Source organism: Microcystis sp. M179S2 (assembly GCF_020245805.1).
GTDB classification, from domain to species: domain Bacteria; phylum Cyanobacteriota; class Cyanobacteriia; order Cyanobacteriales; family Microcystaceae; genus Microcystis; species Microcystis aeruginosa.
Genome location: NZ_JADBUE010000011.1, coordinates 1 through 15,448 on the forward strand (window position 1 = coordinate 1; position 15,448 = coordinate 15,448).

Consider the following 15,448-nt stretch of genomic DNA (forward strand, 5'->3'; position numbering starts at 1 on the left):
CGAGACAGGAGACAGGAGACAGGAGACGGGATACAGCTATTAGGGATCGGATTTGAGTTTTCAGTTCTCTGTTTGCTCACCACCGCAGAAGTCTGACGGAGTAGTGGCTTAGATGTGTAATTAATTGTGCTTAGATACTTACACTGATAACTGATCACTGATAACTGATAACTGATAACTGATAACTGATCACTGATAACTGAAAATAACTGCTATAAAATTGGACTAGCCTTTTCCCCCAGAAAAAAATTTCTCCATCCATGACCTTAATCCTCTACAACACCCTCAGTCGTCGCGAAGAACCCTTTACCCCCCTCATCCCGGGCATGGTCTCCATGTATTGCTGCGGCATTACCGTCTATGATTATTGCCATTTGGGTCATGCGCGTACCTGTGTGGTTTGGGATGTGGTGCGGCGTTATTTAGAGTATCTCGGTTATCAAGTGCGCTATATTCAGAATTTCACTGATATTGACGATAAAATTCTCAATCGGGCTAAAAATGAACATACCACCATGGCAGCCGTGGCCGAGAAATTTATCGAGGCCTACTTTGAAGATATGGCAAAATTAGGAGTCAGACCGGCGGACGCTTATCCCCGGGCCACTCATACCCTCGACGGCATCAAGCGCCTAGTCTATGAATTAGAACAAAAAGGCTATGCTTACCCCAGCGATGGCGATGTTTACTATTCCGTCCGTCGTTTTTCTGATTATGGCAAACTATCAGGGCGAAAACTGGATGATCTGCAAGCCGGCGCCAGCGGCCGGGTAGAAACCGACGACCCGGAAGCAATTAAGAAACAAGACCCCTTTGATTTTGCCCTCTGGAAAGGGGCAAAATCGGGGGAACCTAGTTGGGATTCTCCCTGGGGTCAAGGTCGTCCGGGGTGGCATATTGAATGTTCGGCCATGGTCAAAGAACAATTGGGAGAAACTATCGATATTCATGTGGGGGGAAGTGATCTAATTTTTCCCCACCACGAAAACGAAATTGCCCAAAGTGAAGCGGCAACAGGTAAACCTCTGGCCCACTATTGGTTACATAATGGCATGGTTAAGGTGGCTGGGGAAAAAATGTCGAAATCCCTCGGTAATTTCATCACTATTCGCGAGTTATTGGCAAAATATGACCCCTTAGCCGTGAGATTATTAATTTTAGGCGCCCAATACCGCAAACCGATTGATTTTTCCGATGAGGGATTGCAGGCGGCCACTAATGGCTGGCATACTTTACAAGAGGGTTTATCCTTTGGTTATAAGCATCTTCAGCAAGATAATCCCGCAATTACTGACCAAGAGCTAGAAAATCGCTTTCAAGAGGCGGTAAATCACGATTTTAACTTTGCCGGTGGTTTAGCGGTGTTATTTGAAATCGCTAAGGAATTACGCAAGGAGGGTAATAATTTAACCCATGCGGGTAAGACGGACAGCAATCTGGCCCAATTAGCGGTAAAATGGCATACTTTGGTGAAATTGTCTAGGGTTTTGGGCTTAGAAATTGCCGCTGACCAGAGGGAAACCCCTGTTTCTGAGGGAATTAGTGCAGCGGATATCGAAAATCTGATCCAACAACGGACAGAGGCGAAAAAAGCGAAAAATTACGCCGAAAGCGATCGCATTCGCGCAGAATTAAAAGCCCAAGGCATTAGTTTAATCGATCAACCCGGGGGAGTGACTAAATGGTTAAGAGAGGGAGACTAGAAATTCTTTGACCACTTCCTCCACCCTGCGATCGCGTCCATCCACCTGATAGTTTAATTTCTGCATAGCTGTGGAGGTAATTTTGCCAGTGAGTTTCGCTAAAACCTGTCGCAATTGCGGATATTTTCGCAAACTATCCCGGTTAAAAATCGGTACCGCTTCGTAGGGAGGAAAATAGCGTTGATCATCTTCTAGGATGACTAAATCTAGCACGGGAATTAAGCCATCGGTGGAATTTCCCGCCACTAAATCCACTTGTTTTTCGGCTAAAGCGCGGTACATTAACCCTAAATCCATCACTTTCGGGGGTCCGGCAAAAGTTAGGCCGTAGGTCTTCGCTAATCCCTTGTAACCGTCTTCCCTTTCCAAAAATTCATAACCAAAACCCGCTTGCCAATTGGGGGTATATTTAGCCGCTTGCGAGAGAGTTTTCAGATTGTATTGACTGGCGGTTTCTCCCCGGATAACAATGGCGAAATTATTCTCGAATCCTAAACTGGGAAACACTTCTAGATTAAATTTTTCTGGATAAATCTCTTGCAGCTTTTCAGAGACTAATCGGGCATCGTTAAGGGGTTTTTCTTGCAAAATTCCCGTGAAAGCCGTGCCAGAATACTCCACATAACCGTCGATTTTACCCGCTTTCACCGCTTCATGACAGATCAGAGTACCACCGAGATTAAATTGACGATCAACCCCTAAATTCGTCTCTTTTTCGATTTCCTGTGCCAAAATTTCCCCTAAAATCACCTGTTCAGTAAAATTTTTGGAACCGATCACCACTGTGCCGGGGGATGAATGGAAAATTTGAGTCAAGAGGAAAGATAGCAGGGCCAACCCGATTAAACCTAAGCCCCATTGCCATTTAGAGGGCTTTTTCGGGCGTTGCGAAGGGGAAAAGGTCTTTTCTAGCCAACCGAGACTCCAATCGGCAACAAGGGCTAAAAAAGCGGCAGGAATTGCCCCCGCCAAAATTAACTGATTGTTGACCGTGGCAATACCGCGAAAAATAAACACTCCCAAACCACCGCCACCGATGGCAGCTGCGATCGTGGCCACACCGATAGCAATCACCGTCGCAATTCTCACTCCTGCCAAAATTGTCGCCCTAGCCAGGGGTAATTCGATATAGCGCAGGATTTGACCGTCGGTCATGCCTAGGGATAACCCGGCTAATTTTAATTCGGGATCAACTTTTTTGATGCCCAGATAGGTATTTAAAACAATTGGCAGTAAAGTATAGAGAGTTAGGGCAACAATAGCGGGAATTTTGCCGATTCCTCCCAAAAAAGGCACGGAAATTAAAAAACCAAATAGGGCTAAACTGGGGATAGTCTGTAGGGTGTTAACGATCGCTATAATTGGTGGGGCGAGAATAGCTTGACGACTAATTAAAATACCTAGAGGAATCCCGATTAAGCTACCCATAGCCATGGCTATTCCCGTCAAGAAAAGATGCTCTCCAGTGCGAAAAGCGATTTCCCCCCCATAATCTAGCCAAAAACTATCCATAAACTTCTCTTAAAGCGGCTGCTTCATCCTATTGTGTAGAATAAATGGGATCTATTAGTTCCAGTCTTTATTTAAAGATTCTATCACCATCTTGACATTATTTCCTCGCTAAAGACAAATGACTAACAAATTTAATCCTCGGGCTAAAACTGTTGCCGATTGGGCCTATATCGGTATTGATAAACATTTTCATAAAGTTCTTAAACACGAAGCTGGGGTTTTACTCGATCAGGATACGGAAGAATTACATCAAATTCGTGTGGGAATGCGCCGTCTTCGCAGTACCTTAACCGGTTTTGCCCCCGCTTTAACCATGCCGAAATCTGCCGATCAAAAACGGGTGGGTAATCTGGGCAGAATTTTAGGAGAATTGCGGGATTTAGATGTGTTAAAATCGGCTTTTGTCGGCCATTATCAGCCAATTTTACCACCGAAAGAACAGGATTTACTGAAGAAAGTTTTACAAGTTCTCGAACACCGAAGGGAGAAGGCTTTTGCTAAGGTAGAAAAACTCTTAAAGTCCGATAAATTTCTCAATTTTAAGGCAGATTTTGCCAGTTGGTTGGATAATCCCACCTATCAACCGATTGGAAAATTAGATATTGCCACAGTTTTACCAGACTTATTATTACCGCAAGCGAGTCGCTTTTTACTCCATGAAGGCTGGTTAGTTGGGGTAAATTTAGAGGACTATAAAAGATTACGAGAGTTTTCTAGTCAAGAAATTGATGACTTATTGGAAAAAGAAGGATTATTACTGCACGATCTCCGTAAAGAAGCCAAGCGTTCCCGCTATAATATGGAGTTATTCCCTCAGTTTTATGGCGACAAATATCGAGAGTATCTAGAAGATATTAAAAACCTTCAAAGTATTCTCGGAGAAATGCAGGATTGTTGTGTTCTCTCGGCTTTTCTTAGCCAAATTTTCCCTAATTGTCTTGCCAAGGAAATGCCCACCTTACTAGAAATTTTCCGAAATATCCGTCACCAAAAATGGCAAGAATGGCAACCTCTACAAAAGAAATTCCTTGACGCTGACACCAGAAAAAGTCTGCACCAGACAATTTTACAGCCTATTTTTCGGCCAAATAGTGTAGAATTAGAAACTAATCCAGAATTCTGAGATTAGAAACCGATGAATTTTTTTCAAAAGTTAAACCACGCCATTAGTCAAAACCAGACTCTACTTGTCCTCGGTTTAGATGCTAACCCCGAAATGATGCCCTCCACCCCGGGAGAATTAATCGTTAATTTAGAACAGTGGCTCAAGTTTATTATCGATGAAACTGCCCCTTTTGTCTGTGCCTACAAACCAACTTTAGGCTTTTATCAAGCTTTGGGAGCGGCAGGGTTAGAATTATTACAGCGAATTTTAACGGCAATTCCCGATCATATCCCGGTAATTTTGGATGCTAAACACGGCGATATTAATACTAGCAGTATTTTAGCCGAGACTATCTTTAAAACTTGGCAGGTGGACGCGGTTACTCTCAATCCCTACTCCGGACAGGATCACGTTGCTCCTTTTTTAGTTTACCCCGAGCATGGTGCTTTTATCCTTTGTCATACTTCCAATCAAGGCGCGATTAATCTGCAAGAATTCCCCAGTCGCGACAATCCTTTTTATCTGCAAGTCGTCAAAGAAGCTTGCACTTGGGGAACTCCCGAACAGGTGTTTTTAGAAGTGGGAACCACTCAACCGGAGATTTTGAAAAAGATTCGCAATTTTGCCCCCGAAAGATTGATTTTATTACGCAGTATTTGGGAAGACAAAAGTAAATTCTCCGAGTTAATTACTGTGGGTTTAAATAGTCATGGCGAGGGTTTATTAATTCCTGTACCCCAAGACTTTTTATCTCAACCCGATTTGGGGGCAAAAGTCAAGGATTTACGCGAGGAAGTCAACAAAATTAAACAAAATCACCAGCAAGAATCGAGCCAAGATGAGACTTGGACTGCTAACGTTTGTCTTTTAAAACAACATCCTCATCAGGATTTAATTCTACAATTATTTGATATTGGTTGCTTGCTGTTTGGCGATTATGTGCAAGCATCGGGAGAAACTTTTTCCTATTATATTGATCTGAGAAAAATTATCTCTAATCCTAATATTTTTCAGCAGGTAATTGAAGCCTATGGAGAAATATTAAAAACCTTGACATTTGACCGCATTGCTGGTATCCCCTACGGCTCTTTACCTACAGCCACGGGTTTATCTTTATTATTAAATCATCCGATGATTTTCCCCCGCAAAGAAGTAAAAGCTCACGGCACAAGAAGAGTAATCGAAGGTAATTTTCAAGTGGGGGAAACGGTGGTAGTGGTGGACGATATTTTAATTTCTGGCAAAAGCGCGATCGAGGGGGCAGCAAAGATTAAATCGGCGGGATTATTAGTTAATGATATCGTGGTTTTTATCGACCATGGTGGCCCCGTTAAAGATAAACTTCGTAGCCATGGTTATCAAGCTTATTCGGTTTTAACCCTAGCAGAAATTACCGATACTCTCTACGAAGCGGGAAGGCTGACAGAAGCAGAATATAGCTGTTTTTTAAATCGCTCCCATTGATATTTAGGGTTTGCGGCAAAAAGTAGGGGCGAAGCATTCGGATAGAATATCTAGGGTTTCACCGATAGGTTATTGCCCGAATGCTTCGCCCCTACAGGACGCGGGCCGATGAAGAGGCCAGGTTTTGAACCACGATTCTCTCAAAATCTTGCACCTGTGGGAGCGAAACAGAACCCTAAAACCCTTACCTCGTCTATATTTCACATTTATTCAGCAAGCTCTACTTAGTTTCTAGCCTTCTTTTTCGGTAGGAGAATCGCCGAATCCTTTCTTGGAGCCTTTTGCCTTTTGCCTGTTGCCTGTTGCCTTCAGAAGCTGATTACTGATCACTGATTACTGATTACCGATCACTGAAAATTGTTAAGAAGCTTGACTGCGTAATACCTTTAGGGTATTGAGGAGCTTGCTTTCTTCTTTTTCCTCAAAAATAGTTAAATCTTCGGGTTTACAACGTTTTATATGTAATTTAATTCCCTGCGCTCCTTCTGTTTTCAAATCTTCTTCGTAACCAGCTTGAGCGACCACAGCCTCGTCTTTAGCGAGAAAAGGACCGAAATAATAAGTACATCTGGGATAGTCGGTTTTAATCTCGACCCAGTAGGCTAATCCGAACATTTCCAGTAAGCTAATCAAAAATTCTTTCATTTCGTTCCCCATCTAAATCTACTCTGGTGGTTTTGTTACGTTCGTTTACATTTCGCAAACTTCCTTCCTATTTTATTTATACTTTCTCCTTTTGGCTATTGGGAGTGTCGAAAAATACAGATTTTCAGTCGGGGGAATTTTGCCAGCGTTGCCGGTAAACCTCGTAAAGAGCCATAGCCGCCGCCACCGAAGCATTGAGACTGGGGGTTTTGCCTGCCAAGGGGATAGATACCAACTCATCGCAGGACTTTTGGGTCAACAGACTCAAACCCTCTCCCTCCGAACCTAGCACCAATCCTATCGCACCCGTTAAATTAATTGTGTGTAAGGATTTACCACTTTTTGCCGCCGTGCCGTAGAGCCAAAAACCAGCCGCTTTTAATTCTTCTAAAGCACGATTGAGATTAACCACCCTAGCGACGGGTAAATATTCCAAGGAGCCGGCCGCCACTTTCATCACCGTCGATGTCACCCCGGCGGCGCGACGTTGGGGAATAACTACCCCCTGACAACCCATAGCTTCGGCGGTGCGAATAATTGCCCCTAGGTTATGGGGATCCGTGATCCCTTCAGCGATGACGATGACGGGGTGGCGACTTCTGCCCTTAGCTTTTTCGATCAGATCGGCTAATTCGATATACTCATAGGGGGACATCTGGGCCGCAATCCCCTGATGATTGGCCTTATTGGTAATCTGATCGAGACGCAGATCATCCACCTCATCAATTACCGTGCCGTTGGCCTTGGCTTTTTCTAAGAGGGTATGATAACGGGGATCGTAACGGAGTCGATTGACCACCCAAATCCGATTAAGTTGGCGCTCCTCCTCCATGGCCGTTAAAACCACCCGGCGACCGTAGAGCAGATCATCAGCTTCTTGGTTTTCTGGAGTTACTGCCGGGGATTTAGCCAGAATTGGCCCGGTTTTCGGCCGCGAGGGCCGGCGAAAATTACTATTATCGGACTTGCCACGAAATGGTCGATCGCTCATGATTGGATGGATTAATAAAAGGGGGTCGGAAATAATACCTGAGGGCTATAATTCTAGTTTTTCTAATAGTTGATGTAATCTTGAGGGGTCTTGCAGATAAAGATAGCCGAACAGGGTTTCTAAACTGCTGGCCTGCTGATAGACTTGGGCTGTCAGACGACGGCGTTTTCCCGTGACCGCATTGCGTCCCCGGCGCAGAATTTCTTTTTCTTGGTCCGTCAGATAGGGCTGCAGTTGTGCTAAATCTAAAGCCTGTTGTTCGGCCCTGACTTTGCCCACCACCTGAGCGTGATAGTCTCCCAGACGCTGGGGCGGCAGTAAATAATAGGTGCGGATGTATAATTCATAAACAGCATCCCCTAGATAGGCCAGAGAAGCAGGCGATAATCGGTCAAGACCCTCTAGGAGTTGTGACCCCTCGCCACTTAGCTGTAAGCGAATTTGTTCGAGAGGAGATTCCACGATTTACGCTTTTTCTAGATATTTGATCGCCGCTTCCAGGGTGGGTTGCAGGGAAAAAAACTTCTCCAATCGCACCAGTTTTACGGTTTGAGTTACCCGGGGATTGGTAACAATTTGTAAACTGCCCCCTTCGGTTTTGGCCTTTTTCACTAATTTTACTAAGGCCCCTAAACCGGAGCTATCGATAAAATCAATCTGAGCGAGGCTAATAATCACATCCTTGGGACCTTGCTCCACATAGCCTTCGATCACCTTACAAAAAGTCGGTTCGGAAAAGGCATCTAAAAGACCCGTCAAACGGAAAATTTGGTACTTATCTCTGACCTCACGCGTGCCTCGCAAGCTGACGGTCAAGTTAATTGCTTCTGGAATAATCGCCTCCTAGCTCTAGAGCCGTAAAAATCAAAACCCTAGTATATCCTAAAAATTTACGACCGACCCTTTTTTGCTTGCCGCATTAAATCGACAAATTTGGCGAACAGATAATCGGCATCGTGGGGGCCGGGACTGGCTTCGGGGTGGTATTGTACCGAGAAAAAGGGCAAAGACCTGTGTTTTAAACCCGCTACGGTGCGATCATTGAGGTTGAGATGGGTAATCTCCACTTGCGGATTTAAAGAAGCCTCCTGCACGGCAAAACCATGATTCTGACTGGTAATTTCCACCTGTTGCTGCAGTCCACAGGGTTGATTTAACCCGCGATGGCCAAATTTCAGTTTAAAGGTTTCTGCTCCTAGGGATAGGCCTAAAATTTGATGACCCATACAGATGCCAAAAGTGGGTTTTTCCCCTTGCAAAAGTTGCTTGGCTAGGGCAATTCCTTCGGTGACAGCCGCCGGATCTCCCGGTCCGTTAGAAAAGAAAATACCATCGGGATTATAGGCGGCGATTTTTTCCGGGAGACTGTCGGCGGGAACCACGATCACCCGACAACCGTAGCTGGCTAAACGCCGGAGAATATTGCGTTTGATGCCAAAATCGATCGCCACCACCGTTAACGGTTCTTGATCACTATCAATTGGCGCAAATTCCCAGGCGGACGGGGTGGGAGTCGTCCATTCGTACACTTCCTTGGTGGTAACTTCTTTAACGAGATTTAACCCGGCCATACTGGGGGCCGCCTGCACCAGCCGCAGTAAATCGTGATAATCGAGTATTTCCGTAGAAATTGCCCCATTCATCGCCCCAACCGAGCGAATTTTGCGGGTCAGAGACCGGGTATCGATGCCATAGATGCCAATAACATGATGATCGGCCAGATAATCCGGTAGGGATTGGGTAGAACGCCAATTACTGGGCCGGTGGCAGATATTTTTGGCGATCGCTCCTTTCACCTGGGGACGAATTGACTCCTCATCCTCGGGGTTAACCCCCGTATTTCCCAATTCCGGATAGGTAAAAGTGACGATTTGACCAGCATAACTGGGATCGGTGAGGACTTCCTGATAACCAGTCATCCCTGTGTTAAAGACAACTTCGCCGACGGTGGTTCCCTGGGAGCCGAAGGAATAACCCTCGTAAACTGTACCATCGGCTAGAACTAATAAGGCTTTTTGACTAGCAGCACTTGATATCATTGTCAATTTTTTAATCTTGAGTAGTGGTGAGAAACAGAAGTCAAGGATAGACTAGAACAGGGACTAGAAAACGAATTGCTTAGTTTTAATTGGCTAGGGCGTTTTATGATTAAGAGTACGTCCGCTCAAAGACAACAGCTTCCCCTGACTAGCCATCGGCAAAATCCTATCGCTTAAAAAATAACTATATAAGTAATATGAGTGCAAGAAAACTGACTGATGCCACGAAAAAAGAAATTCTTAAGCTTTATCGGGAAACGGAGGCCACCACTTCCACGTTAGCCGAGCGTTATGGAGTGAGTAGTTCTACGGTCAGTCGTTTTCTCAAAAATTCTTTTTCTAGCGAGGAATACGAGCAGTTAATCCAGAAAAAACGCTTGGCCCGTAGTCCTCGTGGCCTCGAGGAGGAGGAGGCAGCAGCGGATTTACCGGAAAAAGCGATCGAGGTGATTAGTTTTCGGGCAGCCCACATCGCAGCTAAGGATGAGCAGGCTTTTCCGCAACCGATCGCTTCTGTGGAACAATTAACTCTGTTAATGGATACCTCTTACTCGCCAGAAGCAGATCATTCGGAAGATATAGAAATTAATGGCGATAAACCACTAGAAGACGCTAATTTAACCGAGTTTTTCGTCGAAGCTATCGAGGAAGAGGAGGAGGAAGATGAGCTTGACGAGGATTGGGATGAGGATGAAGATGAGGAGGATGAAGATGAGGAGGATGAAGATGAAGATGAAGACGAGGAGGAGGAGGAACTAGCGGGGAGCTATTTAGGCCCGACTATCGTTAAAACAGCCCAATTACAGATATTACCCCTATCGGCGGCGGCTTTTCCCAAAACCTGTTACTTGGTCATTGATCGCGCTGCCGAATTAATCACCCGTCCCCTCAAGGATTTTGCCGAATTGGGTAAGGTTCCCCCTCAGGAAATCCAGCAGCGCACCCTCCCCATCTTTGAAAGTCATCGCATCGCTCGTCGTTTCTCCAAGCGCAAGGAAAAAGTGATTAAAGTTCCCGACGGTCGCCTGATCGAAAAAGCTCACGCTCAACTGGAAGCTAAAGGGATCACCCGTCTGCTCATGGATGGTCGTATCTACGCTTTAGAGTAGGGAATTAGGGGATAGGAGACTTTTCAGTCTCCTCCGAACCCGTTGCTGAGGGTGGGGACTCGCACAGGTTCACAGCTGGCTGTTGACTCCAGCAGGTTCACTGCAAGGGGAAGCCAAAAAAGGAAACAAGCAGCCATGAACAATAACGAGATTGTGACTGTTCTCAAGGCTTTCTGTCAAGCCTGATTGAGATGCTCTTACCCTGTCATTTTAGATGAGTTTACCCTAAGAAAATATGCCAATCTCATTCAGAGTAGAACTAGCTTACCAATAATCGGCTATTAGTGAGCGAGGTTTTTTCTGGATTTATCACCAGGGTTAGTGTAGTTCAAACTGGTATTACTTACCCAAGTTTTGGTTATCTGGTCAATAAAATATCGAAATATGCAAGAAAACGGAACCGCCGAGAATGTTTATAAGTTTTCTAGTACCCTATCTCCTTCCGATCCAAGCTATGTGGATAGAAGGGCTGATCTGGAATTGTACCAAGCTCTGATGAACAGTCAGTATTGTTATATTTTCAATTCTCGCAAAATGGGCAAGTCGAGTTTGACGGTACGCATCCAAACTCAAATTGAAGCCCAAGGAGTTGCCTGTTCCCGTATAGACTTAAATGAATTGGGGACATCAGTAGATCAATCTAGCTGGTATCATTCCTTAATTATTGAAATTGCCGAACAATTAAAACTAAACATGACGGATTTAGAATCTTGGATTGCCAGTCAATCTGTTTCTAATGTTGGGTTACTTAGACAATTTATTAAAGAAATTTTATTGAGAAAAATTTCAACCGGCATTGTTATTTTTATTGATGAAATTGATGTGGTTAGAAAACTACCTTTTGCTACTGATGACTTTTTTGCTTACCTTAGGTCTTGTCATGAAAAGCGAGTTATTAATGCAGATTTTAATCGTATTTCATTTGTTTTAATTGGCACGGCTACCCCCAATCAATTAATTCAGGATAGTCAAAGAACTCCTTTCAATATTGGTAAAGCAATTGAATTAAATGGACTGTCGTTAGAAGATAACTGTCAACCCTTGATGCAAGGACTAGAAGGGTTGGGTGTGTCCCCTCAAGAAATTCTACAAGAAATTTTTAGCTGGACTAATGGTCAACCTTTTCTAACTCAAAAATTGTGTTATTTAATGGCCAAGTTTAAAGTTCAAATACCTCGGTCTCTCTTATCAGCTTGGATGCGAGATTTTGTTTATAAACACATTATTGATAACTGGGAAAAAAAAGATGAACCTGCTTTTTTATCAAGTATAAGAGAGCGACTTATTTATCATCCTGACCAAGGGTATTTACTAAGGGTTTATGCTAATGTTTTAAAAGGTAAATTGGTGAAAGCTAGTAACACACCAGAACATGATGAATTATTACTATCTGGATTAGTTATCGTCGATAATCAGGGCTATCTTAGAGTGGCTAATGCTATTTATCAGGCAATTTTTAATCAAAAATGGTTATATAATGTATTAGCAGCTAGTCGTCCTTATCAATCGGAAATTGCTAAGTGGGAAGACTCAAATTTTACCGATACAAATTGTTTACTGACAGGTAAAAAGTTAGAGGAATCTAAAAAATGGCAAGAAGATAAAGAATTAGATAGTATCGATTATCGTTTTTTAGCAGCCTCTGAAAGCATTACTCGTCAAAAACAATCTCGTTTATTTATGTTAGCAGCGGGAATATTTACTAGCATTGTTACAGGGTTACTTGGGTTGGGATTCTACCAGTCATGGCTGTTACCTTACTTTTATAAAATTCCCTATACTAAGGAGCCTGAACTATTTAGCCAAGGCGAAAAAAAGCTACTTATTAAACAGGAAAATTTTTATAAAGATCGGGGTATTTTGGCTTTTAAAAATGCTAATTATTTGGAAGCTAAACAGTTATTCAAAAAAGCCTATCTCGCTCATCCTGAAGATGCAGAAACCTTGATTTATTATAATAATGCTATCGCTTATTTAAGTAATAATTATGTTACTTTGGCGGTGGTTATTCCCAGTGGCAAAAAAAATGAAATTTCCCAAGAAATCCTTAAAGGGATTGCTCAAGCACAATATTTATTTAATAGCCAATTACCGACAAGTGCGAATAATTTATTTTTAAATATCGTTATTGCCAATGATAATAATGACGAAAAAGTTGCTAAGATAGTCGCCAAGGAAATCGTTAAAGACCCCAAAGTTATTGGAGTAATTGGACATTATTCTAGTGAAGCCACCTTAGCAGCTTTACCTATCTATGAAAGAGCCAAAATTACTTTAATTTCTTCGACAAGTTCCTCGGATGTAATTGAGAGTGAATACTTTTTTAGAACCGTTATCACCAATGAAAAAATTGGTGAAACTTTAGCTAATTATGCCAGCCAACATGATCTAGATAAGGTAATTGTTTTTAATAATTCTAACCAGATTGATAGCCAAGAACTTACTCAAGAGTTTCATCAAGCTTTCCAAAAAAAAGGCGGTAAAATCACTAAAGTAATTGATTTATCATCTTCCCTAGATATTGACGCAGAAGTTTTCAAAGCATTTTCCCAAGATCAAGTTAGAGGAATTGTCTTATTTCCCAGTTTGGAATCAGCTTCTGTGGTAGTAGAATTATCCCATACTCTTGAACAGTTGAATACCAGCACCACTCCAGAACTGAAAAATAAGCTAGTTCTTTTAGGGAGCCATTCCATGTATGAACATGAAATGTTGGTTGATAGCGGTAAATTTATTGATAATTTAGTTTTGGCTGTGCCTTGGTTTTCCCATCTAATTAAGTCCCAAAATTTTGTCAGAGATGCTCAAGCTTTATGGAAAGAAGATATTAGTTGGCGAACCGCTACCAGTTATGATGCGGCCCAATCATTTATAGCTGCTATTAGAGCCTTGCAATCCCAGAATAAAATTTCTTCAGAGTTGATACAAGAATATTTAGAAAACCTCAATCTTTCGGCCAGTTTGACCTCAGGCAATTCTCTCAGGTTTGTAGATAATGAATCCGAATCTAATCGAGAACCAATTACTGTCAGGGTTAAGAGTAAGTTAGAAGCAAAACTTGAAAACTCAATTCAGTTTCAATTGGAATCTCAACGAGACTAATCAAGCAAGTCGTCAAAATATACTTGATACAAATTGCAACGCACCTCTAGGGTATCATAACTTTTGTGGATCAGTCCCAATCGTTCCAAAAATTGGACAGATTCTCCTTTCATTTGAGCCGGAGTCAGAGCTTTTTTCTGAAGAATTTGCCTAAAAATATTCCGTAGGTTAGCATTACTTTTCAGATATCTCATCAGTAGGAAAAAATGACTTTGAAATGGCTCTCGTCCCTGCAAGGCATCATCTAGAACCTTTTCTAGAGAATTCCCTTCTTGCAATTTTACCAAGATTAACTTAATTAAATAAGGATTACCTCCCACTAAGTTCATGACCTTGTGAACATCTGATAACGTCCAATTCATGCCATTAACTTGAGCGAAAGAGAGAACTTGTTCCGCATTAAAATCCGATAAACTAGCCACATAACCTACACCAATTAAGGGAGAGGCATAAAAATCGTAGTTGCTATAAAATTCCGTTGAATGAATAATAATTAAGCGTAGTTTCCGCCAAGGTTGAGAACGTCTTTCATGCCAACTTCTGAGAATACCACAAATTTCATTACCGATTGTTTCAGTTTCCAAAATTGTATCAAATTTTTCAAAGACAAAAACCAGAGGATTAGCACTGGGTTGGAGAACATATTCCTCTAAATATCGTCGAGTTTTGTGGGCAGGAGTTCCGGGACGAGACCAAAATTTATCGAGAAGAGATTCGTTAATCTTTAATTCTTGGGTAATGGTACGACAAATCGACAGCAGCAAGTCTTCACAACTAAGGGCAATAGTGGCTTTTTCCTCCTCACAATCAATGATAACTGGTTGATAATTATCTTGTTTGAGATGATGGACTAACCAATTAACTAAACGGGTTTTGCCACTATTATGAGGTGCGCGAATTCTTAGCAACGATTGTTCTTGCTGAAGAACTTTGAGACAATTTTCCTCCAGAGGTGGACGTTTCACATAATCCTTAATATAGGTCTGATAATCCTGTTGTTTTTCCTCATCTAAAGAGGAGAGAATAGCAGCAATTGCGGGAGATTGATGTTTACTTTTGTTTGCCCACTCTTGATCAAAGCTCCTTAGGTTAGTTAAAATATCATGACCCCGTTGCCAAAAAGTAATTTGAAAAGTACGAATTTTTCCTTGATTATTGAGACGATGATCTTCCAAAATACCTAAAAACTTTTCGTTAAGATATTCTGTCAAAGCATCCCGAATTTGCCATAACTCCAGCTTTTGACCACATTTTTCGGTCAGCATTTCTAAAGCATTAAGTTCGGCTTGAATTTTCAATTTTTTCTCATTAATCCAGCTAAATTTAATAGCCAGATTTTCACAATTATCTACCTCGTAGTTAGCAAACTTTAACAGAGCATTAAGTAGATATTTGGTTCTTTGCCTGGGAATATCCCCATAAGTAACTTTTCTAGACATTATCTCAAGTTTAGTAATTAAGGACTTTGCCGGTAATTGAAAAATTTAAGTAATGATTTGGTTACGGATTAAACTTAAAACAGTGAGTTTCCTATCCTCCTTTTTGAGTGCAAGCTTCGCTCCCCTGTTTAACGGCGTGCGCTAAATCCAAGCGAATCGATTTTTAGGGGTACTGGCAAGGTTTGATTCATCCTCCACAAAGGTTTCTCTGCTATTTTATGAGTTTTTTCACCTACCCACTTAGCCCTATTTGGCGGGCCTGGTGGTTGTGGCTGTTGACCATCCAAGTATTTCCAAGTAGTAACATGAATTTCCCGTTATGGCAACGATAGCGGATTT

12 protein-coding genes are annotated in these 15,448 nt (G+C 42.3%); 5 read left to right on the forward strand and 7 right to left on the reverse strand.

The window, feature by feature from the left end:
* The first annotated feature begins 260 nt into the window (after nt 1-260).
* On the forward strand, nt 261-1,703 hold the full coding sequence (cysS, locus tag IM500_RS00470; protein ID WP_287737374.1) for a cysteine--tRNA ligase: 1,443 nt from the start codon (nt 261-263) through the stop codon (nt 1,701-1,703).
* Here the strand turns inward: cysS and IM500_RS00475 are convergent.
* Nucleotides 1,686-3,215 (reverse strand): glycine betaine ABC transporter substrate-binding protein, encoded by a 1,530-nt coding sequence (locus IM500_RS00475; RefSeq protein ID WP_287737376.1) that lies wholly within the window; start codon nt 3,213-3,215, stop codon nt 1,686-1,688. The two genes, cysS and IM500_RS00475, sit on opposite strands and share 18 nt — an antisense overlap.
* 118 nt (nt 3,216-3,333) lie before the next feature.
* Between IM500_RS00475 and IM500_RS00480 the strand changes: the two genes are divergently transcribed.
* Both IM500_RS00480 and IM500_RS00485 read left to right on the forward strand, forming a co-directional pair.
* The gene (locus tag IM500_RS00480; protein WP_125730289.1) at nt 3,334-4,338 is read left to right on the forward strand and encodes a CHAD domain-containing protein; all 1,005 of its coding nucleotides are present in this window, start codon (nt 3,334-3,336) and stop codon (nt 4,336-4,338) included.
* A 12-nt stretch (nt 4,339-4,350) separates the two neighbouring features.
* Entirely contained in the window at nt 4,351-5,784 is a 1,434-nt protein-coding gene (locus IM500_RS00485; RefSeq protein WP_287737378.1) for a bifunctional orotidine-5'-phosphate decarboxylase/orotate phosphoribosyltransferase, read from the forward strand.
* Between the two features lie 360 nt (nt 5,785-6,144).
* Here IM500_RS00485 and IM500_RS00490 read toward each other — a convergent pair whose 3' ends face one another.
* The 5 genes from IM500_RS00490 to carA form a co-directional block, all read right to left on the reverse strand.
* Nucleotides 6,145-6,441, reverse strand: coding sequence for a DUF1816 domain-containing protein (locus tag IM500_RS00490; protein ID WP_147069117.1), 297 nt, complete (start codon nt 6,439-6,441; stop codon nt 6,145-6,147).
* 112 nt (nt 6,442-6,553) lie between these two features.
* Nucleotides 6,554-7,420, reverse strand: coding sequence for a 23S rRNA (guanosine(2251)-2'-O)-methyltransferase RlmB (gene rlmB, locus IM500_RS00495; protein WP_190723599.1), 867 nt, complete (start codon nt 7,418-7,420; stop codon nt 6,554-6,556).
* Nucleotides 7,421-7,465: 45 nt separating this feature from the next.
* On the reverse strand, nt 7,466-7,882 hold the full coding sequence (locus IM500_RS00500; protein WP_287732463.1) for a Mini-ribonuclease 3: 417 nt from the start codon (nt 7,880-7,882) through the stop codon (nt 7,466-7,468).
* Nucleotides 7,883-7,885: 3 nt separating this feature from the next.
* Nucleotides 7,886-8,236, reverse strand: coding sequence for an STAS domain-containing protein (locus IM500_RS00505; RefSeq protein ID WP_002793971.1), 351 nt, complete (start codon nt 8,234-8,236; stop codon nt 7,886-7,888).
* A gap of 74 nt (nt 8,237-8,310) precedes the next feature.
* Nucleotides 8,311-9,459, reverse strand: a complete 1,149-nt coding sequence (gene carA / locus IM500_RS00510; protein ID WP_287737381.1) for a glutamine-hydrolyzing carbamoyl-phosphate synthase small subunit — start codon at nt 9,457-9,459, stop codon at nt 8,311-8,313.
* A gap of 197 nt (nt 9,460-9,656) precedes the next feature.
* On the opposite strand from carA, the gene IM500_RS00515 reads away from it, so the two are divergent.
* Nucleotides 9,657-10,568, forward strand: a complete 912-nt coding sequence (locus tag IM500_RS00515; RefSeq protein WP_287737382.1) for a helix-turn-helix domain-containing protein — start codon at nt 9,657-9,659, stop codon at nt 10,566-10,568.
* A gap of 384 nt (nt 10,569-10,952) precedes the next feature.
* Nucleotides 10,953-13,670: an AAA-like domain-containing protein gene (locus IM500_RS00520; RefSeq protein ID WP_287737383.1), complete on the forward strand. Its 2,718-nt coding sequence runs from the start codon at nt 10,953-10,955 to the stop codon at nt 13,668-13,670.
* Here IM500_RS00520 and IM500_RS00525 read toward each other — a convergent pair.
* Nucleotides 13,667-15,109 carry an AAA-like domain-containing protein gene (locus IM500_RS00525; RefSeq protein ID WP_287692500.1) on the reverse strand — a complete coding sequence of 481 codons (1,443 nt, stop codon included), beginning with the start codon at nt 15,107-15,109 and terminating at the stop codon, nt 13,667-13,669. The two genes, IM500_RS00520 and IM500_RS00525, sit on opposite strands and share 4 nt — an antisense overlap.
* Nucleotides 15,110-15,448 lie beyond the last annotated feature (339 nt).